General features: G+C 73.2%; 21 protein-coding genes. 11 read left to right on the top strand and 10 right to left on the bottom strand.

Annotation, left to right across the window (positions count from 1 at the left end; translation table 11 throughout):
- Positions 1–87: 87 nt before the first annotated feature.
- The gene (locus VKA29_RS05310; protein WP_324784001.1) at positions 88–1,749 is read right to left on the bottom strand and encodes a helix-turn-helix domain-containing protein; all 1,662 of its coding nucleotides are present in this window, start codon (positions 1,747–1,749) and stop codon (positions 88–90) included.
- Positions 1,750–1,864: 115 nt separating this feature from the next.
- Between VKA29_RS05310 and speB the strand changes: the two genes are divergently transcribed.
- Positions 1,865–2,845, top strand: a complete 981-nt coding sequence (speB, locus tag VKA29_RS05305) for an agmatinase (RefSeq protein WP_324784000.1) — start codon at positions 1,865–1,867, stop codon at positions 2,843–2,845.
- Between the two features lie 52 nt (positions 2,846–2,897).
- Here the strand turns inward: speB and VKA29_RS05300 are convergent, their stop codons facing one another.
- Complete coding sequence (locus tag VKA29_RS05300; protein WP_324783999.1) at positions 2,898–3,383, bottom strand: MerR family transcriptional regulator; 486 nt, start codon at positions 3,381–3,383, stop codon at positions 2,898–2,900.
- Positions 3,384–3,443: 60 nt separating this feature from the next.
- Between VKA29_RS05300 and VKA29_RS05295 the strand changes: the two genes are divergently transcribed.
- On the top strand, positions 3,444–4,151 hold the full coding sequence (locus tag VKA29_RS05295; RefSeq protein ID WP_324783998.1) for an SDR family oxidoreductase: 708 nt from the start codon (positions 3,444–3,446) through the stop codon (positions 4,149–4,151).
- 69 nt (positions 4,152–4,220) lie between these two features.
- Here the strand turns inward: VKA29_RS05295 and VKA29_RS05290 are convergent, their stop codons facing one another.
- A complete protein-coding gene (locus VKA29_RS05290) occupies positions 4,221–5,024 on the bottom strand; it encodes an endonuclease I family protein (protein WP_324783997.1) in 804 nt (267 codons plus the stop codon).
- Positions 5,025–5,357: 333 nt separating this feature from the next.
- Here VKA29_RS05290 and VKA29_RS05285 point away from each other — a divergent pair, with 333 nt between their 5' ends.
- From VKA29_RS05285 to VKA29_RS05260, 6 genes are all read left to right on the top strand, one after another.
- A complete protein-coding gene (locus tag VKA29_RS05285) occupies positions 5,358–6,212 on the top strand; it encodes a serine hydrolase (protein WP_324784210.1) in 855 nt (284 codons plus the stop codon).
- Positions 6,209–6,481 carry a hypothetical protein gene (locus VKA29_RS05280; RefSeq protein ID WP_324783996.1) on the top strand — a complete coding sequence of 91 codons (273 nt, stop codon included), beginning with the start codon at positions 6,209–6,211 and terminating at the stop codon, positions 6,479–6,481. The genes VKA29_RS05285 and VKA29_RS05280 overlap by 4 nt, the downstream gene beginning before the upstream one ends.
- A gap of 83 nt (positions 6,482–6,564) precedes the next feature.
- Positions 6,565–10,284: an ABC transporter ATP-binding protein gene (locus VKA29_RS05275; protein WP_324783995.1), complete on the top strand. Its 3,720-nt coding sequence runs from the start codon at positions 6,565–6,567 to the stop codon at positions 10,282–10,284.
- A 176-nt stretch (positions 10,285–10,460) separates the two neighbouring features.
- Positions 10,461–10,850, top strand: coding sequence for a hypothetical protein (locus VKA29_RS05270; RefSeq protein WP_324783994.1), 390 nt, complete (start codon positions 10,461–10,463; stop codon positions 10,848–10,850).
- Positions 10,851–10,948: 98 nt separating this feature from the next.
- Positions 10,949–12,370, top strand: coding sequence for a S28 family serine protease (locus tag VKA29_RS05265; RefSeq protein ID WP_324783993.1), 1,422 nt, complete (start codon positions 10,949–10,951; stop codon positions 12,368–12,370).
- 189 nt (positions 12,371–12,559) lie between these two features.
- Complete coding sequence (locus tag VKA29_RS05260) at positions 12,560–13,126, top strand: hypothetical protein (protein WP_324783992.1); 567 nt, start codon at positions 12,560–12,562, stop codon at positions 13,124–13,126.
- 197 nt (positions 13,127–13,323) lie between these two features.
- Here the strand turns inward: VKA29_RS05260 and VKA29_RS05255 are convergent, their stop codons facing one another.
- Entirely contained in the window at positions 13,324–15,123 is a 1,800-nt protein-coding gene (locus VKA29_RS05255; RefSeq protein WP_324783991.1) for a glycoside hydrolase family 3 protein, read from the bottom strand.
- 237 nt (positions 15,124–15,360) lie between these two features.
- Here VKA29_RS05255 and aroA point away from each other — a divergent pair, with 237 nt between their 5' ends.
- Together aroA and VKA29_RS05245 are read left to right on the top strand one after the other, a co-directional pair.
- Positions 15,361–16,599: a 3-phosphoshikimate 1-carboxyvinyltransferase gene (aroA, locus tag VKA29_RS05250; protein ID WP_324783990.1), complete on the top strand. Its 1,239-nt coding sequence runs from the start codon at positions 15,361–15,363 to the stop codon at positions 16,597–16,599.
- On the top strand, positions 16,596–17,234 hold the full coding sequence (locus tag VKA29_RS05245) for a GNAT family protein (protein WP_324783989.1): 639 nt from the start codon (positions 16,596–16,598) through the stop codon (positions 17,232–17,234). Before aroA ends, VKA29_RS05245 begins: the two co-directional genes overlap by 4 nt.
- Positions 17,235–17,264: 30 nt before the next feature.
- Here the strand turns inward: VKA29_RS05245 and VKA29_RS05240 are convergent, their stop codons facing one another.
- Both VKA29_RS05240 and VKA29_RS05235 read right to left on the bottom strand, forming a co-directional pair.
- The gene (locus tag VKA29_RS05240) at positions 17,265–18,053 is read right to left on the bottom strand and encodes an alpha-L-glutamate ligase (RefSeq protein ID WP_324783988.1); all 789 of its coding nucleotides are present in this window, start codon (positions 18,051–18,053) and stop codon (positions 17,265–17,267) included.
- The gene (locus VKA29_RS05235; protein ID WP_324783987.1) at positions 18,050–18,964 is read right to left on the bottom strand and encodes a hypothetical protein; all 915 of its coding nucleotides are present in this window, start codon (positions 18,962–18,964) and stop codon (positions 18,050–18,052) included. Before VKA29_RS05235 ends, VKA29_RS05240 begins: the two co-directional genes overlap by 4 nt.
- Before the next feature lie 329 nt (positions 18,965–19,293).
- On the opposite strand from VKA29_RS05235, the gene VKA29_RS05230 reads away from it, so the two are divergent.
- The gene (locus tag VKA29_RS05230) at positions 19,294–19,884 is read left to right on the top strand and encodes an RBBP9/YdeN family alpha/beta hydrolase (protein ID WP_324783986.1); all 591 of its coding nucleotides are present in this window, start codon (positions 19,294–19,296) and stop codon (positions 19,882–19,884) included.
- A 22-nt stretch (positions 19,885–19,906) separates the two neighbouring features.
- Here VKA29_RS05230 and VKA29_RS05225 read toward each other — a convergent pair whose 3' ends face one another.
- The 4 genes from VKA29_RS05225 to VKA29_RS05210 form a co-directional block, all read right to left on the bottom strand.
- Positions 19,907–20,707 (bottom strand): sugar phosphate isomerase/epimerase family protein, encoded by an 801-nt coding sequence (locus VKA29_RS05225; RefSeq protein ID WP_324784209.1) that lies wholly within the window; start codon positions 20,705–20,707, stop codon positions 19,907–19,909.
- Between the two features lie 11 nt (positions 20,708–20,718).
- A complete protein-coding gene (locus VKA29_RS05220; RefSeq protein ID WP_324783985.1) occupies positions 20,719–21,651 on the bottom strand; it encodes a helix-turn-helix domain-containing GNAT family N-acetyltransferase in 933 nt (310 codons plus the stop codon).
- Between the two features lie 380 nt (positions 21,652–22,031).
- A complete protein-coding gene (locus VKA29_RS05215) occupies positions 22,032–22,637 on the bottom strand; it encodes a dihydrofolate reductase family protein (protein WP_324783984.1) in 606 nt (201 codons plus the stop codon).
- Between the two features lie 297 nt (positions 22,638–22,934).
- The gene (locus VKA29_RS05210; protein WP_324783983.1) at positions 22,935–23,981 is read right to left on the bottom strand and encodes a LacI family DNA-binding transcriptional regulator; all 1,047 of its coding nucleotides are present in this window, start codon (positions 23,979–23,981) and stop codon (positions 22,935–22,937) included.
- Positions 23,982–24,050 lie beyond the last annotated feature (69 nt).

The raw sequence follows: 24,050 nt of genomic DNA, 5'->3' as shown, positions 1-24,050 counted from the left end.
GGCGCGTGTGCGGGCGGGCGCGCGGGCGCGCGGGCTACCGCACGGCGGACGCGCGCCGTTTCTCCGTACCCGCCGCGCGCCACGCGCCTACCGCACCTGCCGCAGGGCGAACCACAGCTCCATGCGTACGTCGGGATCGTCCAGGTCGGCGTCGAGCAGGGCCGCGCACCGGGCGATGCGCTGGCGGACGGTGTTGCGGTGCACCGACAGGGCCACCGCCGTACGGTCCCAGCTGCCGTGCAGGGACAGCCAGGCGCGCAGGGTCTCCGTGAGGGCCGGGGCGGCGGCGATGGGGCCGAGCAGCGCCCGCGCGTGCGCCCGCGCCTCGTCCGGGCCGACCAGTTCGGCGAGGGCGGTGCGGGCGCCGTGCCGGGCGAGCGGGACGCGGGTGGCGCGGGCGCGGGCCAGGGCGCGGGCCGCCTGCGCGTCGGCGGCCGGCCACTCGCCGGGACCGGCGGCCGCGCTCACGCCCAGCGTCCAGCCGGGATGGGCCGCCGGCTCCCGGTCGGCGGGCACCAGGACCCGGACCACCCCGTCCCCGAGGTCGACCAGTGGCGAGCCCAGCGCGGCGCCCAGCGCGGAGGCGGCCACGGCGTCCGGCGGCCGTGTCTCGGGCCGGCCGTGCACGACGATCCACCGCTCGGCGCCCAGCAGCCCGGCGGCCTCCTCGGGCGGGGCGCCCAGCAGCAGCCGCACCAGCGCCGAGGAGCGGGCCGCGCCGCTGCCGCTGTGCTGCTCGCCGGTGAGCAGGGACAGCAGCACGGCGGCGACGGACACGACGGTGTGGTCGCCGGGGTCCCGCCGGGAGGGCGCTCCCCCCGTCGCCCGATCGGAGCCGGGAACGGGGACGGGGGCGGGAACGGTGCCGGGAACGGGGACGGGGGCGGGAACGGGGACGGCGACCCCGAGGACGAAGCCCCCGCCGGCGCCGAGACCGTAGGCGGCGAGGTGGGCGCCGGCGACGGTGTCGGTGGCGGAGGCGGGGACGGCGGCAGAGGCGGGGACGGCGGCGGGGACGGCGGTGGGAGCGTCTCGGCGCGCGGAGGCGTCCGCCCGCGGGCTCGCGCCCGGCCGCACCACGTCCGCGAGCCGGGCCAGCCCCTGCCGCGCTTCCGCCGCCGCCCGCCGCCCCGCCGAGGCGAGCTCCGCGCCGTCCGGCCCGTACAGCACCGCCCACCCGTCCACCCGCCGGGCCAGCTGCCGCAGCACCGACGGCACCGGGTCCGGGCGGGATGCCGCGGCGGCCAGGCTCCGCTGCGCCTCCGTGACCCGGCGCAGCTCCGCCAGCCGGGCCTCGGCCATCAGCTGCCACACCGCGCGGGCGACGCCGGAGAACGTCGTCCGCGGCGGGACCTCGATCAGCGGGAGCCCGTGCGCCTCGCAGGCCGCGGCCAGGGCGCGCGGCACCGCGTCGTGCACCGGCGCCACCCCGAAGCCGAGGGCCGCGCCGCCCGCCGCGACGATCCGCGCCACGTAGCCGTCGAAGTCGTCGAAGTCGTCGAAGCCGTCGGAACGGGCACCGGAGTCGGCCGCCTCCGGGATGTGCACGCCCGCCGTCAGCAGCAGCTCGCCGCCGAGCAGGTACGGGGAGGGGTCGGCCAGTTCCGAGGTGTGCGCCGCGTGGACGACGACCCCGGGTCCGGACGGCCCGGCGATCTGCCGCAGGGCCAGGTCCTCGCGGGCCAGCAGGGACGCCAGCGGCACCGGGGGAGTGGGCGGAACGGCGGGCTCCCGCCCGGAGGACGACATGGTGGACGTTCCCTCCACAATCAGCGGCCTGAATGGAGGAAACGTACACTTCGCAACCGCGCTCCGGCCACCTAGTGTCGGTGGCACGCAGCGTGCGGAAGGAAGGCATGACCCCATGAGCAGCAACGAGACGCCCCGCGGCCCCGTCGACTCCTCCCGCGTCCCGCGGTACGCCGGACCCGCGACCTTCGCCCGGCTGCCCCGCCTCGACGAGGTCGGCCGCGCCGACGTCGCCGTGGTGGGGGTGCCCTTCGACTCGGGCGTCTCCTACCGGCCGGGCGCCCGCTTCGGCGGCAACGCGATCCGTGAGGCGTCCCGGCTGCTGCGCCCCTACAACCCGGCGCAGGACGCGTCCCCCTTCGCGCTGGCGCAGGTCGCCGACGGCGGCGACATCGCGGTGAACCCCTTCGACATCCACGAGGCCGTGGAGACGGTCGAGGCGGCGGCCGGCGACCTGCTCTCCACCGGCGCCCGCCTGATGACGCTGGGCGGCGACCACACCATCGCCCTGCCGCTGCTGCGCGCGGTGGCCCGGAAGCACGGCCCGGTCGCCCTGCTCCACTTCGACGCCCACCTCGACACCTGGGACACCTACTTCGGCGCCGAGTACACGCACGGCACCCCCTTCCGCCGCGCGGTGGAGGAGGGCATCCTCGACACCTCCGCGCTCTCCCACGTCGGCACCCGCGGCCCGCTGTACGGCAAGCAGGACCTCACCGACGACGAGAAGATGGGCTTCGGCATCGTCACCTCCGCCGACGTCTACCGGCGCGGCGCCGACGAGGTCGCCGACCAGCTGCGGCAGCGCATCGGCGACCGCCCCCTCTACATCTCCATCGACATCGACTGCCTCGACCCGGCGCACGCGCCCGGCACCGGCACGCCCGAGGCCGGCGGCATGACCTCCCGCGAACTGCTGGAGATCCTGCGCGGCCTGGCCTCCTGCAACCTGGTCTCGGCGGACGTCGTCGAGGTGGCCCCGGCCTACGACCACGCGGAGATCACGTCGGTGGCCGCCTCCCACACGGCCTACGAACTCACGACGATCATGACCCGCCGGATCGCCGAGGAGCGCCGGGAGAACGACGGCGTCTGACCCCCGGCCACGCCCCGCCCCGCGACCCGGCCCGACGGCGGCCCCGGCCGGGTCATGGGGCCGACGGTGCCGTCGAGAGCCTGCCGCGGTACCGCTCAGCGGTGTCGCGATCGGACCGCTCGACCGCTCGGGCAGCTGTTTCCGGCCCGTCGGGAGTGGCGTCCGCTCGCGGCGCGCACTGCGCCGGTGAGGACGCCGTGTAGTCGGCGGAGAGGCGGATCAGCTCGTCGAGCCGCTCCCGTGCCCGGGTCAAGTCATGGATCCGGGCCTGGATGCGGTCACGCTCATCCGTGAGTCGCCGGGTCATCTCCGGTGTTGCGACCAGGGTGTCCATGAACGGCAGGATGTGCAGGATCGCCTTGCTGGGCAGTCCGGCCGAGTACAGGAGCTGGATGAACCTCACCCGCTCGACGTCGGACTCGGAGTACTGCCGTTGGTCCCCGGAGCCGCGGGCAGGAACGACGAGTCCCTGCTCCTCGTAGTAGCGCAGGGCGCGAACGCTGACCCCCGCGCGTGCGGCGACCTTCCCGATGCGCATCGTGCCTCCCGGCCGGCCGGACTTGAACCTCACGCCGACGTGAGGTTCTAGCGTACGCGTATGAACATCAGCGGAGCCACAGCGCTCGTCACCGGAGCCAACCGCGGCATCGGCCTCCACCTGGCAGCCCAGCTCGTCGAGCGGGGGGCGAAGGTCTACGCGACCGCGCGGAGGCCGGAATCCATCGGCCTCGACGGCGTGGAGATCCTCGGCCTCGACATCACCGACCCAGGCGGCGTCGCCGCCGCCGCGCAGGCCGCCGGCGACGTCGACCTGCTCGTCAACAACGCCGGCATCGGCGGCGCGGCCCTGCTCGGCGACCTCGCCGGTGTCCACGCCACCATGGACGTCAACTTCTGGGGAACGCTGTCCATGGTCCGCGCCTTCGCCCCGGTCCTGGCGAGGAACGGCGGAGGCGCCATCATGAACATCGCCTCCTCGGCGTCCTGGTTCGTCTTTCCCGGCAGCAGCGCCTACGCGGTCTCCAAGGCCGCGGTCTGGAGCATGAGCAGCGCGCTGCGCCAGGAACTGGCCGGGCAGGGGACCCTCGTCACCTCCGTACACCTCGGGGCGGCCGACACCGACATGATGAAGGGCTACGACGTACCCAAGATGCCCCCGGCCGATGTCGCACGCGCCGCCCTCGACGGTGTCGAGGCCGGCGCGGTCGAGGTCGTCGTCGACGAGTTCACCGCAATGGTCAAGGCGTCGCTGAGCAAAGACCCGAGGGAGTTCGACAGGCAGTTCCGGCAGCTCCTCAGCCCCTGACGCGGTGGAGGGGCAGGTCGTCGTCCTCGGCGGCGCGTGACGCCGGGGGCGCTGGGACAGCGCTGCGGTCTACCAGATCGCGTCGACCCACTCCGGGTGGTCGATGAAGGGGTTGCGGTTGTGCTGGTAGGTGTCGTAGATGACCTGGTTGCGGCGCTCCTCGAAGGCGTCCGGCGGGTCCTGGTCGTTCCAGGTCTTCAGCACCGAGAGCTTGCCGATGTACGGCGTCGAGCCGTTGCCGACCTTGTCGTCGGGCTCCAGGTCGGCGAAACCGTCGTCGCCCTCGTAGCGGACGGCCATGTAGAGGATCATGCGGGCCACGTCGCCCTTGACGGCGTCACGCGGCTCGAAGGAGTCGGAGTCGACCTTGCTGCCGCCGGAGTTGGTGAAGGTGCTGCCGCCCTCGTCGAAGTCCAGGTTGCCGCGCTTGGAGTTCACGGCCACGTCCTCGGGGCGGATGTGGTGCAGGTCGGTGCCCGGACCGGTGGAGGTGGTCAGGTTGCCGTGCGAGATCGCCCACACGTGCTCGCGGTTCCAGTCGCCGGTGTTCCCGCCGTTGAGGGACTTGCTGCGGGAGATGCCCGAGTACAGCAGGATCACGTTGCCGCTGTTGTTCGGGTCCTGGTCGGTGTTCTTCAGGGCTTCCCAGAGCGCCGAGTACGACAGCTTGGTCTGGCTGCTGGTGATGGTGTGCAGCGCGGACTTCAGGCCGGTGCCCGACTTGCCGACCGCGTTCTTGTAGTACGTCGAGTCGTACGCGGTGGTCGTGGCGGCGGCCGGGGTGGCCGTCAGGGCCGGGGCGCTGAGGCCCACCAGGACGGTGGCGGTGGCCAGCGCCACCGACTTCCAGCGGCGTATGCGTGTCGCCGGCATGTGTGGGGTCCCATCTACGCGGGTTGAACGAAGGCGGCAGAGGGAGCGTGACATGGACACGCGGTCCTGTAAATGAATCGAACATGTCAATCACATGACCGGAACCGGCAATCCACCACGACTTCAGGCGAGTCGGCTCTCCGCCGACTCCGCTGCCCGTCGGCCGAGACACGCGCCGCGCTGACCGACGCGCCGCGGATCGCGGAGACCCGGGGCGCACGTCTCCGCGGCAGCCACGGCCCCGATCCGGCCCCCGGTCACGATCCGGCCCCCGGCCCGGATCCATCGGGGCCCGGGCACAACCATCGGCGCGGCCTCGTGAGTCAACTGGGTATGACTCACCTCAACTCCAGACGAGCCGGCGCGCTCACCGCCGCGCTCGGCGCCGCGGTGCTCATACCGGCGACCGTCGCGGTGACCCCCGCCGCCGCTGCCACCACACCCACCGTCAGCTGCGCGTCCGCCAAGGCCGGACTCGCCACGAAGCTCCAGAAGGACATCACCGCCGCCCTCGCCAACCGCAAGGGCACCATCGCCGTCGGCCTCTACGACCGCTCCACCAAGACGACCTGCACCCTGCGCTCCGGCTACGCCTACGACTCCGCCAGCGTCGTGAAGGTGACCATCCTCGCCACGCTCCTGTGGGACGCGAAGAAGCACAACCGCTACCTGACCGACCGCGAGGCGTCCCTCGCCAAGGCCATGATCACCAAGTCGGACAACACCGCGGCCACCACGCTGTGGAAGCAGCTTGGCCTGACGAAGATCAAGGGCTTCCTCGCCGCGGCCGGCATGACCCAGACCAAGCCGGACCCGTACGGCCACTGGGGCCTGACCCAGATCACCGTGACCGACGAGCAGAAGCTGCTGAAGCTCCTCACCGCGAAGAACACGGTCCTCAGTGACAACGCCCGCGCCTACATCCTGAAGCTGATGGGCCAGGTCATCTCCTCGCAGCGCTGGGGCACCCCGTACGGCGCCCCGTCCACCGTGTCCGTGCACGTCAAGAACGGCTGGCTGCAGCGCTCCACGCACGGCTGGCGGGTGCACAGCGTCGGCACCTTCAACGGCGGCGGCCACGACTACATGATCACGGTGCTCACGCACGGCAACAGCACCATGAGCTACGGCGTCACCACCATCCAGGGCGTCGCCAAGGTCATCCACCGGGATCTCGCCGCCAGTTGACGCTTCTCCGCCCTCCGTCCGTCACCGGCCCGTCCTGCGGTGACGTCCATGCGCCCAGAACCGCACTCGCCACCCTCACCGCGGCCCTGGCGGCGGCCGGCTGCCCGACCGCCGCCGGACCGGCCGCCGCCGGTCCCGTGACCGCCGGTCCCGTGGCCACCGGTCCCGTGGCCACCGGACCCGCCGTCGCCGGTCCCGTGACCACCGGTCCCGCCGTCGCCGGTCCCGCCGTGCAGGGCAAGGCCCTCCACCCGGCCGACCCGCGGTGAGCCCGATCGTAGCGGAGGGATGAAATCCGCTTCCTTCGGTGTTGGTGCCTTCCGGCAGACCAGGACGAACGGGAGGCACCCGCGTGAGCGAGCATCGGGGATGGGCACGGCGACTGGCCGGATACGCGTGGCGGTATCCGAAGGACGTCGTCCTGGCCCTCGGCTCCTCGCTCGCCGGCATGGCGGTCATGGCGACGGTCCCGCTGATCACCAAGGTGATCATCGACGACGTGATCGCCGGTCACACCCGGCGGATGGCACCCTGGGCGGGCGCCCTGATCGGCGCCGCGCTGCTCGTGTACGCCGCGACCTACGTCCGCCGCTACTACGGCGGCCGGCTCGCCCTCGACGTCCAGCACGACCTGCGTACGGCGATGTTCGACACGATCACCCGGCTCGACGGCCGCCGCCAGGACGAGCTGTCGACCGGGCAGGTCGTCGGCCGCGCCACCAGCGACCTCCAGCTGATCCAGGGCCTGCTGTTCATGCTGCCGATGACCATCGGGAACGTCCTGCTGTTCCTGATCTCCCTGGTGATCATGGCGTGGCTGTCGCCGCCGCTGACGCTGGTCGCGCTCGCCGTGGCGCCCGCGCTGTGGTGGATCGCCCGGCGCAGCCGCTCCCGGCTGCACCCGGCCACCTGGTACGCGCAGGCCCAGGCCGCCGCCGTGGCGGGCGTCGTCGACGGCGCCGTCAGCGGCGTACGCGTGGTGAAGGGGTTCGGGCAGGAGGAGCAGGAGACCGGCAAGCTGCGGGAGGTCGGGCGGCGGCTGTTCGCCGGACGGCTGCGCACCATCCGGCTGAACGCCACCTACACCCCCGCCCTGCAGGCCGTGCCCGCCCTCGGCCAGGTCGCCATGCTGGCGCTCGGCGGCTGGCTGGCCGTGCGCGGGCACATCACGCTCGGCACCTTCGTCGCCTTCTCCACCTACCTCGCCCAGCTCGTCGGCCCGGTCCGCATGCTCGCCATGGTCCTCACCGTCGGGCAGCAGGCCCGGGCGGGCACCGAGCGCGTCCTGGAGCTGATCGACACCGAGCCGTCGCTCACCGACGGCACCAGGGAGCTGCCCGCCGACGCGCCGGCGACCGTCGAGTTCGACGACGTGTCCTTCGGCTATGACCGGCAGCGGCCCGTCCTCGAAGGGCTCAGCTTCGAGATCCGCGCCGGCGAGACCCTCGCCGTCGTCGGCTCCTCCGGCTCCGGCAAGTCCACCGTCTCCCTGCTGCTGCCGCGCTTCTACGACGTCACCCACGGCGCCGTCCTGGTCGGCGGCCACGACGTCCGCGAGCTCACCCTCGACTCGCTGCGGGCCTCGATCGGCCTGGTGCCCGAGGACTCCTTCCTCTTCTCCGAGACGGTCCGCGACAACATCGCCTACGGCCGTCCCGACGCCACCGACGAGCAGATCGAGGCCGCCGCCCGCGCCGCCCAGGCCGACCGCTTCATCCGCGAGCTGCCCGACGGCTACGCCACCAAGGTCGGCGAGCACGGCCTGACCCTCTCCGGCGGCCAGCGCCAGCGCGTCGCCCTGGCCCGCGCGATCCTCACCGACCCGCGCCTGCTCGTCCTGGACGACGCCACCTCCGCCGTGGACGCCCGCGTCGAGCACGAGATCCACGAGGCGCTCCGGCACGTCATGGAGGGCCGTACGACCCTGCTGATCGCCCACCGCCGCTCCACCCTGAACCTCGCCGACCGCATCGCCGTCCTCGACGGCGGCCGGCTCGCCGACATCGGCACCCACGAGGAACTCCAGGAGCGCTCGGCGCTCTACCGCCGCCTGCTCACCGACCCCGACGAGCTGGGCGGCGTCTCGCCCGGCCACGCCCGGGCCGCCGAGCCCGCCGAGGACACCTCGGTCAGGGACGAACTGGACGCCGAGTTCGACGCCGAGCGCGGGGTGACGCCACGGCTGTGGACCGGCGACCGCGAGCCCAAGGACGCGGCGCTGGCCGGGATGCCGGCCACGCCCGAACTGCTGGCGCAGGTCGAGGCGCTGCCCCCGGCGAACGACACCCCCGACGTCGACGAGGCGCGGGCGGTGCTGCCGGAGGAGTCGTACGGGCTGCGCAGGCTGCTGCGGGGCTTCGGGCTGCCGCTGCTGGTCAGCCTGGGCCTGGTGGCCGTCGACGCCGGGGCGGGGCTGCTGCTGCCGGTGCTGATCCGGCACGGCATCGACCAGGGCGTCACGGCGATGGCCATCGGCGCGGTCTGGGCGGCGTCCCTGCTGGGTCTGGGCACGGTCGCGGTGCAGTGGGCGGCGCAGGTCGGCGAGACCCGGATGACCGGACGCACCGGCGAGCGGGTCCTGTACGCGCTGCGGCTGAAGATCTTCGCGCAGCTCCAGCGGCTCGGGCTCGACTACTACGAGCGTGAGCTGACCGGCCGCATCATGACCCGGATGACGACGGACGTCGACGCGTTGTCGACGTTCCTGCAGACGGGCCTGGTCACCGCGTTCGTGTCGGTGGTCACCTTCTTCGGCATCATGGCCGCCCTGCTGGTGATCGACGTGCAGCTGGCGCTGGTCGTGTTCGCGACGCTGCCGCCGCTGTTCGTCGCCACGTTCTTCTTCCGCCGGGCGAGCGTGAAGGCGTACGAGCTCGCCCGCGAGCGGGTGTCCGTGGTCAACGCCGACCTCCAGGAGTCGGTGTCCGGGCTGAGGATCGTGCAGGCCTTCCGGCGCGAGAGGGACGGCGGGCGGCGGTTCGCCGAGCGCAGCGACAGCTACCGCAGGGCCCGCATCCGCGGCCAGTGGCTGATCTCGGTCTACTTCCCGTTCGTCCAGTTCCTGTCCTCCGTCGCCGCGGCCGCCGTGCTGATCGCGGGCGCCGGCCGGGTCGACGACGCCACGCTCACCACCGGCGCGCTGGTCGCCTACCTGCTCTACATCGACCTGTTCTTCGCGCCCGTCCAGCAGCTCTCCCAGGTCTTCGACGGCTACCAGCAGGCCACCGTCTCGCTGGGCCGCATCCAGGAACTCCTCCAGGAGCCGACCTCCACGAAGACCGCCGACGCCCCCCGCGAGGTGCGCTCCCTGCGCGGCGAGATCGCCTTCGAGGACGTCCACTTCGCCTACGGCGCCGACGAGGAGGCCCTCAGCGGCGTCGACCTGCGCATCCCGGCCGGGCAGACCGTCGCGTTCGTCGGCGAGACCGGCGCCGGCAAGTCCACCCTGGTGAAGCTGGTCGCCCGCTTCTACGACCCGACGGGCGGCCGGGTCACGGTCGACGGCACCGACCTGCGGTCCCTGGACCTGACGTCGTACCGGCACCGGCTGGGCGTCGTCCCGCAGGAGGCCTACCTCTTCCCGGGCACCGTCCGCGACGCCATCGCCTACGGCCGTCCCGGCGCCACCGACGCCGAGGTCGAGGCGGCGGCCCGCGCGGTCGGCGCGCACGAGATGATCGCCACGCTGGACGGCGGCTACCTGCACGAGGTCGCCGAGCGCGGCCGCAACCTGTCCGCGGGCCAGCGCCAGCTGATCGCGCTCGCCCGCGCCGAACTCGTCGACCCCGACATCCTCCTCCTCGACGAGGCGACGGCCGCTCTCGACCTGGCCACCGAGGCACAGGTCAACCAGGCGACCGACCGTCTCGCCGGCCGCCGCACCACCCTCGTGGTAGCCCACCGGCTGACCACGGCGGCCCGCGCGGACCGGGTCGTGGTCATGGACCACGGCCGGGTCGCCGAGGACGGCACCCACGACGAACTGCTCGCCCGCGGCGGGCGGTACGCCGCGCTGTGGCGGACGTTCATCGGGGAGCCGGACACGGAGGAGACCGTCGGCGCGGCCCGCTGACGGCCGGGGCTGCGGGGCACTGCGGGGCACTGCGGGGCCCCGGGGCACCGCGCGGCTGTCCGGCCGCGCAACCATCCGCCGTACGCCGTGCGTCCGTACACCCGTACGCTCATTGACGGCTGCACGGCTCATCGACGGCTGCACGGCTCATCGACGGCTGCACGGGGAGGGCGAAGGTGGACAGTGGTGCGATACGCAGGCGGCTCGCGCTCGGCGCGGCCCTGCTGACCGCGTCCGGGCTGCTCGCCCTCGCCGCGCCCGGCGAGGCGCAGGCCGCCGACCACTGCGCGGGCCGCAAGGTCAGGGAACTGCCGTTCTCCACCGGCGTGGTGCGCGTCTACAAGCGGGACGGCTACGTCTGCGCCGTCACCTTCCCCGAGCGCTCCGACGGTTCGAGGCGGTCCATGTCGGTCAGCGTGCAGGCGCGCGGCAACCGTCCCGTCGTCGACAAGGGCCAGTACTCCCACCACGCCGGACCGGTGACGGTGCACGCCGGGCACCGGTGCGTGCGGATCAAGGGCTCGGTGGGCGGCGGTTCGGTCAGCTCCGGCTGGATTCTTTGCTGAACCATAGGTTTATTACAACGAGTTCCTGAACTCCCCTGGTGCGTGCGCCGGTTGCGTTGCTAGCTTCCGGCGACATCTGTAATCACAGGGGAGGGTGCATGCGCAAGGCGCTCAGATGGCTGCTGGCGTTCACCGTGTTCATCGGTACGCTCAGCACGGCCACGGCGGCCACCGCCGCCGAGCCGGACGCCACCGGCACCACGGACATCGAGGAACAGCTGCTCTCCATACCGGGGATGAGCCTGATCCAGGAGAAGCCCTACACCGGCTACCGCTTCTTCGTCCTGAACTACACCCAGCCGGTGGACCACCGGGACCCGTCCAAGGGCACGTTCCAGCAGCGGATCACCGTGCTGCACAAGGACGTCAGCCGGCCGACGGTCTTCTACACCGGCGGCTACAACGTCTCCACCAATCCCGGTCGCCGCGAACCCACCCGGATCGTGGACGGCAACCAGGTCTCCATGGAGTACCGCTTCTTCACCCCGTCCCGGCCCGCCCCGGCGGACTGGAGCGACCTGGACATCTGGCAGGCCGCCAGTGACCAGCACCGCATCTTCAAGGCGCTGAAGAAGATCTACACCCACAACTGGATTTCCACCGGCGGCTCCAAGGGCGGCATGACCGCCACCTACTACGAGCGCTTCTACCCCAGGGACATGGACGGAGTGGTCGCGTACGTCGCCCCCAACGACGTCGTCAACGAAGAGGACTCGGCCTACGACCGCTTCTTCGCCACCGTCGGCACCAAGGAGTGCCGGGACCGGCTGAACGGCGTGCAGCGCGAGGCGCTGGTGCGGCGGGAGCCGCTGGAGAAGAAGTACGCGACCTACGCGGCCGACAACGGCTACACCTTCGACGTCATCGGCAGCCTGGACCGGGCCTACGAGGCGGTCGTCCTGGACTACGTGTGGGGCTTCTGGCAGTACAGCCTGCTGTCGGACTGCGACACCGTCCCGGCGGACGCCAAGTCGGCGACCGACGACGAGATCTGGGACTCCGTCGACACGATCTCCGGGTTCTCCGCCTACACCGACCAGGGCCTGACGCCGTACACGCCGTACTACTACCAGGCCGGCACCCAGCTCGGCGCGCCGACGATCAACTTCCCGCACATCGAGAAGCAGTACATCCGCTACGGCTACCAGCCGCCGCGGAACTTCGTGCCGCGGGACATCCCGATGAAGTTCCAGCCGTGGGCCATGCGGGACGTCGACACCTGGGTGCGGCACAACGCCGACCACATGCTCTTCGTCTACGGGCAGAACGACCCGTGGGGCGCCGAGCGGTTCCGCCTGGGCAAGGGCGCGCACGACTCCTACGTCTTCACCGCGCCCGGCCTGAACCACGGCGCGAACATCGCGGGCCTGGTCCCCGACCAGAACGCGCTCGCCACGGCCCGGATCCTGGAGTGGGCCGGGCTGTCCGACGCCGCGGTGGCCCGCGCGAAGCCGCTGGCTGCGTACGACCGGAAGTTGGACGTCCGGGACGTGGAGCGCGAGCCCGCGCTGCGCCCGTGACGCGTAGGCCGTGTCCGTGACGCGTCCGCGTCCGTGACCCGTGGGCTGCGCCCGGCCGTCGATCACCGCGATCACACCGGCCGGGCGCAGCCCACCGACGGTTCGCCCCTCAACCGCACGTACAGCGCCGTCGGCGCCGCCGGTTGCACCTGTTCGTAGCCCGAGGACATCGGAAAGGGAAAATCCTTCATGCTCTGGCCCGCCCTCCGGGTGCTCTCCCAGGGAGAGCTGTCCTCCGACCAGCTACGGCGGCTGATCGGCACGCTCCGGCTCGAAGAGACCCCCCGCGCAGAAGGGCCCGGGGCCGCGAAGAGCCTCGCGCACCGCTCCTTCACCGACGACACGGGCACCCGCCTCGTCCTGGACCTCGCCCGAACCGGCGAGTCCGGCTGGGTGCTCGCCCTGTTCTTCGACGGGGAACCGCCCTCCGCCGGAACCGTCGAAGGTCACCGGGTGCTGCTCCGCGACGCCGTCGAACGGCTGGGCCTCTCGCTCGTCGAGATCACTCCCGCCGCCACCGCCGACGAGGTCCACGTCGCGCCCCCACCGCCCGGCTCCGCCGCACCAGGGATCGGAGTTTCCTGGGACCTTCCCCACGACGACCTGGATCAGCTGTGGCCGCACCTCGGCCTGCGCAAGGACGCCCCCCGAGAGGTGAAGGCGGTCAAACTGCGCGAGATGATGCGCACCCCGGTCTGGTCCGCCGCCCCTGAGTCCTTCCGCCGCCGGGCCGAGGCCTTCCTCAGGGACATCTGACCCGGCCCTCCGCCACTCACCCACGAACGTCTGGTCCAGCAACTCCTCGTCCGCCAAGTGACCGAGGAAGCCCAGCGACGCGCCGGACTCACCCCGGAGCAGCGGCAGGCGGAAGAGGCCGTGCGCCGACGGGAGGCCGTACGCCGACGGGAGGCCGTCGCTGTAGGCACGGCCCCCCGATGGTGTGAAACGGGTGGCTAGTACGACAGGCCGTAGCCGATCGGGTAGAGCACCCGCGCCGGGTCGTCCGCCCGTTGCACCGGCACCGGCAGCCGCCCGCGCGGGTCGGTCTTCCCGGCGATCACCCGTGCCGCCGCCCGCAGTTCGACGTCGGTCCAGGAGTACGCCGCCAGGAAGCCTGGCACGGACGGCAGTTGGGCCACGTCGTAGGGATTGCGGACGGCGACCGCCACCACCGGCCGTCCGGTCGCCAGCAGTTGCTCGACCAGCGTCTTCTGCGGGCTCGTCGCCGTGACGTTGTACGTGCCGACGACCACCGCGTCCGCGTCCTGGGCGGCGGCGACCGCCTTGGCGACGGTCGCGGTGGACGGCGCGGTGCCGGTGGACAGGGCGGTGGCGGTGAAGCCCAGTTCGGTGAGCGCGGCGGCGAGCACGCCGGTCGGCGGTCCCGTCGTGCCGGACGGGGAGGCCGGGTCGGCGCCCACGACGAGGAGCTTCCGGTGCGTGCTGCGGGACAGCGGCAGCAGGCCGCCCTCGTTGACCAGGAGGGTGGTGGTCCGCCCGGCGATGCGGTCGGCCGCCGCCAGATGGGCCGGGGTGCCGACGGCCCGGTCGACGCCGGCCTGGCCGACGTACGGCTCGTCGAACAGCCGCAGCTTCGCCTTCAGCCGCAGGATCCGCAGGACCGACTCGTCCAGCCGTGCCTCGGTGAGCTCGCCGGCGCGGACGGCGTTCAGCACGGCGTGCCAGGCGACGTCCAGGGAGGGCGGGTTGAGGAGCTGGTCCACGCCCGCCTTCAGGGCGAGGACGGGGACGCGGTCGTCGCCGTACTTGGTGCGCACGCCCTCCATGCCCAGCGAGTCGGTGACCACCACGCCGTCGTAGCCCAGTTCCCCGCGCAGGATGCCGGTGACGATCGGGTGGGAGAGGGTCGCCGGGTCGCCGGAGTCGTCGAGGGCGGGGAACTGGATGTGCGCGGTCATGATCGAGGCGATGCCCGCGCGGATCGCGGCCCGGAACGGCACCGCGTCCAGCTTCTCCCACACCTCGCGGCTGTGCGTGATCACGGGGAAGCCGTAGTGGCTGTCGACGGCCGTGTCGCCGTGGCCCGGGAAGTGCTTGGCGGTCGCCGCGACCGACGAGGCCTGGTAGCCGCCGACCTCCGCGGCGACCAGGCCGGCCACCGCGTCCGGGTCGGCGCCGAGGGAGCGGACGCCGATGACCGGGTTGGCCGGGTTGACGTTCACGTCGGCGACGGGGGAGTAGTCCTGCCGGATGCCCATGGCGCGCAGCTCCGCGCCGGAGATCCGGCCGAGCGTGCGGGCGTCGCCGCGTGAGCCGCCCGCGCCCATCGCCATCGCGCCCGGGAAGAGGGTGGCGGGCTTGCCGACGCGGCAGACGATGCCGTGTTCCTGGTCGGTGCTGATCAGCACGGGCAGTCCGCGCGGCAGGCCGAGGGACGCCCGCTGGATGCCGTCGGAGAGACCGGCGATCTGGTGCGGGTCGCGGGTGTTGTGCGCCCAGGTGAAGTAGATGATGCCGCCGACCCGGTACTTCTCGATCAGCTCGGCGGCGGTGCGGACGCCGATCTCCTTGAGGTTGGCGTCGATGTCGGCCTGGTCGGGCGCGGTGGCGGAGTGGCCGTAGACCCGCATCACGAAGAGCTGGCCGACCTTCTCCTCGAGGGTCATGCGGGAGACGAGGGAACGGAGCTCGCTGTCGTCGGGCTTGCTGTCGTCGGCGTGCGCGGTGTCGCCGAGGGCGAGGGTGGCGGCGACGCCTGCCGTGGCGGCCAGGACGGTACGTCTGGAGGGCACGTGCGCTCCTTCCGGAGGTGATCCGCTGAAGGAAACTTCCGAAGAGCCAGCAATATCCGGGAAGTTTCTGCCAGTCAAGGGAAAGTGCGCCGAACGGTTCCCGCTCACCGACTGATCTGTGGAAGCCGGTGGCGCTGGGACCGACGGGACATCCGGGCCCGTCCGTCCGGGGCTGCCGTTGCCGTCCATCCCGTGGACGTCCCGGCGTCGGAGGCGGCGGACGGCCGATCATGAGGCATGCCCGCAGTCGCCATCCCCGGTTCCAAGTCCATCACCGCCCGCGCCCTGTTCCTGGCCGCCGCGGCCGACGGCGTCACCACCCTCGTACGGCCCCTGCGCTCGGACGACACCGAGGGCTTCGCCGAGGGTCTGGTACGGCTCGGCTACCGCGTCGGCCGCACCCCCGACGCCTGGCAGGTGGACGGCCGCCCGCAGGGCCCGGCCGTCACCGAGGCGGACGTCTACTGCCGGGACGGCGCGACGACGGCCCGCTTCCTGCCCGCGCTGGTCGCAGCAGGGCACGGCACGTACCGCTTCGACGCCTCGCCCCAGATGCGCCGCCGCCCCCTGGGCCCGCTCACCCGCGCCCTGCGCGACCTCGGCGTGGACCTGCGGCACGAGGAGGCGGAGGGCCACCACCCGCTGACGGTGCGGGCGGTCGGCGTCGAGGGCGGCGAGGTGACACTGGACGCCGGACAGTCCTCGCAGTACCTCACCGCCCTGCTGCTGCTCGGCCCGCTGACCCGCACCGGCCTGCGCATCACGGTCACGGACCTGGTCTCGGCGCCGTACGTGGAGATCACGCTGGCGATGATGCGGGCGTTCGGCGTGGAGGTGGCGCGGGAAGGGGACGTGTTCCTGGTCCCGCCGGGCGGCTACCGGGCCACGACCTACCCGATCGAGCCGGACGCGTCCACCGCGAGCTACTTCTTCGCGGCGGCGGCGCTGACGCCGGGCGCCGAGGTGACGGTCCCCGGCCTGGGCGCGGGCGCGCTCCAGGGCGACCTGGGCTTCGTGGACGTGCTGCGCCGCATGGGCGCGGACGTCAACGTCGGCGCCGAGGGCACGACGGTCCGGGGAACCGGCACCCTGCGCGGCCTGACGGTCGCCATGCGGGACATCTCCGACACCATGCCGACGCTCGCGGCGATCGCCCCCTTCGCCTCCGGCCCGGTGCGCATCGAGGACGTGGCGAACACGCGGGTGAAGGAGTGCGACCGGCTGGACGCCTGCGCGGAGAACCTGCGGCGGCTGGGCATCGGCGTGTCCACCGGCCCCGACTGGATCGAGATCCACCCCGGCACCCCCGCCGCCGCGCGGATCAAGACCCACGGCGACCACCGCGTCGTCATGTCCTTCGCGGTCACCGGCCTGCGGACGCCCGGTATTTCGTTCGACGACCCCGGATGCGTGCGCAAGACTTTCCCGGGCTTCCACGAGGCGTTCGCGGAACTGCGAAGGGACATCGGCTGTTGAGCTACAGGCTGCGGGGACCGCTTCTGGAGGGCGCGTCGGTGCGCCTGGAGCCGCTGGAGCACCGGCACGCCGCCGATCTGGCGGTGGCGGCGGAGGAGGAACGGGGGACGTACTCCTTCACCTGGGTGCCGCGGGCCGAGGAGGCCGGCGCGTACGTCGACGCGCAGCTGGAGCGCGCGTCGACGGGACGGCTGGCGCCGTACGCGCAGGTGTCGGCCGCGACCGGACGGGCGGTCGGCGCCACCTCGTACTGGGACCCGCGCTGCTGGCGGTCCGACGACCGGCTGGACGCCGTGGAGATCGGCTTCACCTGGCTCGCCCGCTCCGCCCAGGGCACCGGCATCAACGCCGAGGCCAAACTCCTGCTGTTCCGCCACGCCTTCGAGGAGTGGGGAGTGTCCCGGGTCGACCTGAAGACCGACGCCCGCAACAGCCGCTCCCGGGCGGCCATCGAGAGCGTCGGCGCCCGCTTCGAGGGCGTCCTGCGCAACTGGTCCCGCTCCTGGACCCCGGGCGAGGAGGACCGGCTGCGCGACACCGCGATCTTCTCGATCACGGCGGAGGAATGGCCGGCCTGCCGGGCGCGGCTGGAGCAGCGGGTGGCGCGCTTCGCGGCACGGGCGCCCAGGCCCTGACCGGCCGAGCGCGGACGCCGGAGGCCGGGGTCAGGCGGCCCGGGACAGGGCCAGGGCTGCCAGGGCCTCGGGGGCGCCCGACTGGCCGCGGATGCCGGGGAAGGCGTTGATGTCCACGATCAGCGGGGCGCCGTCGCCGCGGTCGACGATGTCGACGCCGTACACGTCGAGGGAGAACACCTCTCCGACGCGGCGCACCAGGGCCGGCCATCCGGGCGGCAGGTCGTCGAGGTGGAGCGCTCGTGTGGGGCCGCGTCCCTGGGGGGAGAGTTCGGAGCGGCGCAGGCCGGCGAAGAGCCGGTCGCCGATCGCCCAGAGCTTGTGGTCCCAGCCGTCGTTGGGGGCGAAGTCCTGCACCACGACCGGCTCGTCCGGGTGGGCGGCGGCCAAGTCGTGAAGCTGCGCGGGGGTGTCGACGCGGGCCACCACGTCGTGCCGGCGGCTGTGGCGGCTCTTGACCACCGCGGGTCCGGACAGCGCCGGCCCGGACGCCAGTCGGGCCAGGGTGGTGAAGGTGCGAGTGCCGGCGAAGGGGAGACCGGCACTCAGGGCCAGCGCGGCCATGGACGTGCGGTCCTGGCACAGCGCGGTCGCCGCGGCCGAGTTGATCACGCGGGAGCCACGCTGCTCCAGAAGCCGGGCGAGGGCGAGGGCGGACGGCGTACGTGCCTTCAGCAGGTAGACGTCGGCGAGAGGTCCGGGGGCGGGCAGCGCCGCGCGCGGATCCAGCACCTCCACCTGGTGGCCGGGCGCGAGCAGGGCCGTGGTGAGGGCCAGCAGCGGGTGGCCGGGGTCAGGCGTGATCAGGCCGATTCTCACGCCGTCTCGCCCGCCGTCATGGGGACCGGAACGACGCCGAGCGGTGGCCGCGCGGCCACGCCGAGCGCCGCGGCGGCCGGCGCGGCCGCGGTCACCCCGCCCGCGCCGGTCGCCAGGGCGAGGACGGCTCTCGCCAGGCGGGCCGGCGCTTCAGGGACCTGGCGGAAGCTGGGGAAGTCGTTCACGTCGACGACCACGGGGCCGTCCGGCCCCAGGACCACGTCCACACCGTACAGATCGAGGCCGTAGACCACGCCGACCTGAGCGGCGATCGCGGCGATCTCCGCCGACAGCGGCACCCGGCGCTCCCGTACCGCATGGTCGGGGTGGAGCGGGGAGCGGCGCTCGGTGGCGTACAACTCGTCGCCGACGCTGTACACCTTGATGTCCACGCCGGAGTTGGGCACGTACGGCTGGGCGACGAGCATGCCCTCTCCCGCCAGCTCGGGGAGCATCTCGGCGAGCCGGCCCGGGGAGGACACCAGGTGCACGGCCCGGCCCGCGCTGCCGTCGGCGGGCTTGACCACGATCGGATACTCCGAATCCGGTATCTCCAGCAGCAGTTCGGGCCGCGCGGCCGCGTAGGTCGCGGGCACCGGCAGCCCGCAGTTGAGGCCGATGGCGCCGGCCAGCGCCTTGTCCCGCACGCCGCGTATCGCCCGGGCGTTGTTGATCGTCGCCAGACCGGCCGAGGCCGCCGCCTCGAGAAGGGTGAGGCCCGGACCGCCGGAGACCGTCTTGAGCACCCATGCGTCATGCGTGCTCGTCTGCACGGCCTCCGTCAGGCGCAGCAGGGAGCCGCCGGGGCGCAACACGTCCACCTCGTGTCCCCAGGCGGTCAGCTGATGGATCACCTCGTTGGGCATGCCGTCGCGGCGATACTGCTCCTCCACCAGAAAGCAGAACTTCATCGTTCGTCCCCGTTACCGCCGGCGCGCCCGTCTTGTCGTCTGTCGCCCGGCATTCCGTAATGTCCTGTGGCGGTACAGGATGTCATGGCCGCGCGGCGGTAACAGGGGGCGGTCGGCGCCCTGTTCTCCGCGAACGCCGCCGAGGAACGGTGGACCAGGTGGCGGGGGGAGAGACGGTGAGGCGGGGCGCACCGGCACGCCCCCGTTCCGGGCCATACTGCGCGTGCGGGCGTGCGGGCGGCGAGTCCGCCTGGGCGCGGGTCTTCGGCCGGCGGACGGTGCGGAAGATCGACTGGACCGGCACCCGGTGATCGGAAACGATCGCGTCCATGACCGCGTACCTCATCCTGCACGGCTGGCAGAACCACCGCCCCGAGGGGCACTGGCAGCACTGGCTCGCCGACCGGCTCACCGAACTCGGCCACCACGTCACCTACCCGCAGCTGCCCGACCCCGACGACCCCGACCTGGAGGTCTGGCTCACCGAACTGGCCCGGCACCTGGACGGTCTCGAAGGGCCCGAGCGCGTGGTCCTCGCGCACAGCGCCTCCGCCGTGCTGTGGCTGCACGCGGCCTCCCGCGGGATCGTGCGGCCCGGCGCGGCCGACCGGGTCCTGCTGGTGGCCCCGCCGTCCGCCTCGGTGCTGGCGCGGCACCCGGAGATCGCCGGGTTCGCCCCGCCGCCGCCGGGCTTCGGCCTGCCCACGCCCACCCGCCTGATCGCCGGCGACGACGACCCGTACTGCCCGGAGGGCGCGCGCGAGGTCTTCGGCGAGCCGTACGGCATCCCCACCGACATCCTGCCGGGCGCCGGCCACCTCGACATGGACGCCGGTTACGGCTCCTGGCCGTCCGTGCTGGCCTGGTGCCTGGACCCCACGGTGCCGCTGCTGGCCCGCCCGGCGGCGTCGTCCTCGTAGCCGTACGGTCCCGCCGCCGGCCTCACGCCGATTCGTTGAGCAGGCGGGCCAGATGCTCCCGCCCCGCGTCCAGCAGCTCGGGCAGCGGCGCCGCCTGCTCGTACCACCGCTTCTCGTACTCCCAGCACAGCCAGCCGTCCCAGTTGTGCCGGGAGAGGACCTCCACGCACTCGGCGAGCGGGAGGATTCCGGCGCCCAGCGGCAGCGGGGTGGTGTCGTCGGCCGAGGCGATGTCCTTGACCTGCACGTATCCGAGGTACGGGGCGAGGGCGGGGTACGTCTCGGCCGGCTGCTCGCCGCCCAGCCAGGTGTGCATGACGTCCCAGAGCGCGCCCGCGTTGCGGTGGCCGACCAGGCCGAGTACGCGGATGACGTCGGCGGCCGTGCGGTACGAGTCGTGGGTCTCCAGCAGGATGCGCACGCCGACGTCGGCGGCGTGCTCCGCGGCCAGGCCGAGGCGCCGGGCGGCCGCGCGGTCGGCGCGCTCGGTGGTCTGCTCGGGGTCCGCGCCGGGGAAGACCCGGACGTACGGGGCGCCGAGGTCGCGGGCGAGGTCGCACAGGGCGCGCAGCTCGTCGATCACGGGACCGTCGTCGCCGGGCGCGGCGACCCGCGCGTACCCCGCCAGGCCCAGGATCTCGACGCCTCCCGCCTTGAACGCGGAGGCCACCGCCGACCGTTCGGAGGAGCCGAGGCCGGGGTGCACCGGTTCCTCCGGATGGGCGCGCAGCTCGACGCCGTGGAAGCCGTGGGCGGTCGCGAGCCGGACCACGTCCGGGATCGGCAGGCCGGGGACACCGAGGGTGGAGAACGCCAGTCGCATGGTCACCACTCTCACCCGGGGGCGGGGTGCAGGTCCAGCCGCCAGTCCTGGCCGACCAGGTCTTTCCCGAAGGAGCGGTGCGGTCGCTCGGCCACGAGGACGAAGCCGTGGCGCCGGTAGAGGCGCCGGGCGGCGGTGAGGACGTCGTTGGTCCACAGGACGAGTTCGCGGTAGCCGACGCCGCGGGCGAAGTCGACGACGGCCCCCACCAGCCGGTCGCCGACGCCCAGCCCGCGCGCCTCGGGCTCGACGAGCAGCAGCCGCAGCCGTGCGGTGGCGGGCGCCTCGTCCCGTACGCACATCACGCAGCCGACCGGCCTGCCGTCGAGCTCGGCGATCCACACCCGCTCCAGGCGCGGGTCGTGGTCCCCGGCGAAGTCGGCGACGATACGGGCCACGAGCCCCTCGTAGTCGGCGTTCCAGCCGTACTCGGCGGCGTACAGGGCGGCGTTGCGCTGCACGATCCAGCCCAGGTCGCCCGGGGCCGGCTCGCGCAGGACGGCGTCCTCGCGGCGCGGGGTGCGGCCCTCGGAGAGGATCTCGCGGACGGTCAGCATCGCCTCGGCCAGGCGCGGCCGGTCGGCGGCGGGCACGGTGGACAGCAGCGCGCCGACGGACTCGTTCGCCCGCTCCGCGAGCAGGGCGGCGGTCTCCCGGCCGCGCGGGGTGAGCGTGACGTGGCGCCGCCGGGGGTCCTGCCGTGCGGGGGCGCGCTCGATCAGCCCGTCCTGCTCGAACTTGTTCAGGATGCGGCTCAGGTACCCGGCGTCCAGCGACAGCTCGGCCCGCAGGTCGGCCGCGTCGGTGCGCGGGGAGTGGGCGAGCTCGTACAGCACGCGGGACTCGGTGAGGGTGTACGGCGCGTACAGCCGGCGGCTGTAGTCGAGGGCGCCGATGACGTTGGTGTAGAAGCGGTTGAAGGCGCGGATGTCCTGGACGGTCATGATCGTCGGCCCCCGGATCGTTGACTCCGTCAGAGATGCCGTCGATTCGAGCGTAGGACACCCGCACCCGGGCTGCCAGCCCTCGGGCCGGTCCGCCGCGTTCAAGCCTTCGCGCCCGGCCCTGGGGGCCGGCCCGCTGCGCCCGGCACTCGGCGCGCCTGGGCCCTGTCGTTCGGATCATCCCGGCGTCGCGGGCCCTGGCCCGCGCGTCTGCCGCGTTGTCGTCGGTCCCCGACTCCCCCACGCTCGGCCGCGCTCGCGCGGGGGGACCCCCATCGCGTCGGCTCCCTCCTCCGCCTTGCAGCTGCACGCACCAGACCCCGCTCGGGTCGGCCGCAAGGCACCGCACCTCACAGCCGACCTGATCCGAACGACAGGGCCTAGCCCTCCGAGCTCTCCGCGGCGGGCCGGAAGACGCACACCTGCACACCGGTGGCGCCGGTGACCGACGACACCAGCTCGAACGGCCGTTTGGCGCCGTCGGTGGGGAAGACGGACTTGCCGCCGCCCAGCAGCACCGGCATCACGATCAGCTGGAGCTCGTCGACCAGGCCCTCGGCGATCAGCGTGCGCACCAGGGTGGGGCTGCCCATCATCGCCAGGTCCCCGCCGGGAGCCCCGCGTAGCCCACGGATCCGCGCGACGGCCTGCGATCCGGGGATGCGCTCGGTGTTGTTCCAGGTCAGGTCGTCGTCGCCGAGGGTGTCGGAGACGACGTACTTCTTCAGGGCGTTGAGCCGGTCGGCGAAGGGATCGCCCGCCCGCTCGGGCCAGGCCGCGGCCATCGTCAGGTACGTCCGCCGCCCGTACAGCAGCGCCTCCGCGTTCTCCAGCCCCTTGGTGAACGCCCCGCCGATCACCTCCGGATCGAAGTACGGGTGCGACCAGCCACCGTGCGCGAACCCGCCGTCGGTGTCCTCCTGCGGGCCGCCGGGCGCCTGCACGACACCGTCGAGACTGATGAACTCACTGACCACGACACGCATGGGAAATCACTCCTGGATCCTCGGGTTCTCGAGCGGGGGCTCGTCCGGTCGATGACAGCAGAAGAGACCGCGCCGCGCCCGGAAAGCCATCGGTGACGGGAACGGACCCGCCGTCGCGACGACGCCGGGTGCGTCGAACCAGCCCGTTCAGCGTTCGAGGACAAGGCCGTTCAAGGACCACGCCCGTTCAAGGACAAGCCCCGTTCGAGGACAAGGCCCGTTCAGGGCCGGCGCGGGGGCCGGGGGCGGCAGCCCCGGCCGCGAGGAGCGCCGGTGCACTCGACGACCCCGGCGCCGTCAGGCCCGCGGCACCCCGGAGGACCCCCGCACCATCAGCTCCCCCCGGATCGCCGCGATGTCCCCGGGCGGGGGCTCCTCGCGGCCCATCGCGATGCGGCCGGCCCGTGCCCCCGCCTCCGCGAGCGGCAGCCGCACCGTCGTCAGGGCCGGCACCGCGTCGATGCTGAACGGCAGATCGTCGAATCCGGCGACCGACACGTCCGCCGGGATCCGCAGTCCCGACTCGCGCAGCGCCGCGCACGCCCCCAGCGCGACGGAGTCGTTCGCCGCCACCACCGCCGTCAGGGACGGGTCCCGGCGCAGCAGTTCGAGGGTGGCCTCGTAGCCGGAGCGCCGGTCGTAGTGGCCGTACACGGTCCAGCCGGGGTCCTCCTCGATCCCGGCGGCCGCCAGCGCGGCCCGGTGGCCCTCCAGCCGGTGCCGGGTCGTCGTCCGCTCCTCCGGGCCGGCGATGTAGCCGAGCCGCCGGTGCCCGAGCCCGATCAGGTGCTCGGTCAGTTCCTGCGAGCCGCCGCGGTTGTCGAAGGTCAGCGCGATGGCGCCGGTGTCCGGTGCCGGCGGCCGCCCGCACAGCACCACCCGCGTCCCCGCGTCCGTCAGCTTGCGCAGCTTGGCCGCCACCGCCGCGGCGTGCGGCTCGCTCTCCATCGCCCCGCCGGTCAGCACCACCGCCGCCGCGCGCTGCCGCTGCAGCAGCGTCAGGTACGTCAGCTCGCGCTCCGGGGACCCGCCGGTGTTGCAGACCACGGCGAGGCGCTCCCCGCCCGCCCGGCCGCCCGGTCCGCCGATCTCCGACTGGATGGCGCTCGCCATGATCCCGAAGAACGGGTCGGCGATGTCGTTGACCAGGATGCCGACCAGGTCGGACGTGGCGGCGGCCAGCGCGCTCGCCGGACCGTTCAGCACGTAGTCCAGCTCGTCGACCGCCTTCAGGACCCGCTCGCGGGTGGAGGCGGCGACGGGGTAGTTGCCGTTCAGCACACGCGACACCGTCGCGGGGGAGACCTGCGCGCGAGCCGCCACGTCCGCCAGGGTCACCGTCATCTCGTCGTCCTCCGGTCGCGCATCTCGTCGTACCTCGTCGCATCTCGCCGTACTTCGCAGCACGTCACC

This window comes from Streptomyces sp. H51, assembly GCF_035656535.1.
GTDB lineage: Bacteria > Actinomycetota > Actinomycetes > Streptomycetales > Streptomycetaceae > Streptomyces.
Note: the sequence above shows the minus strand (reverse complement) of the source record. Positions and strands in the feature narration are given on the sequence as shown.